Here is a 312-nt window from a genome sequence, read left to right on the forward strand (position 1 = left end):
GAAATTGACCGTCACCCAGGGGAATAAACCGGCTGGGGGTTTTTTCCAAAAGTGCTAGAAGTTGCTGCATATCTAGCACCAGGTCGTCATTTAATTTTAATTCACCGGTAGCTGCAAACCAGTCTTGTTGACGTTGAATTGATAAATTAAAGTCTTTCAAGTCTGCATTGTGGCTAACCCGCAGTTTTTCCCCTTCTGGCCAAGCCATAACTACACTGTCTCCCAGTGTTTGCAATTCTAGCAGCAGTTCTAAACAGTCTTCTGCTTCTTCTATTGCCCATTCACCATCTTGTTCTTCAATTCGCGTTAAGG

At 43.6% G+C, this 312-nt stretch carries 1 protein-coding gene; it reads right to left on the reverse strand.

Going from position 1 to position 312, the window contains the following annotated elements; genetic code table 11:
- The coding region (locus FJR05_RS07035) for a hypothetical protein (protein WP_168643457.1) at positions 1 to 312 on the reverse strand (312 nt) is incomplete at both ends.

It is taken from the genome of Dolichospermum sp. UHCC 0259, from assembly GCF_009711935.1.
GTDB lineage: Bacteria > Cyanobacteriota > Cyanobacteriia > Cyanobacteriales > Nostocaceae > Dolichospermum.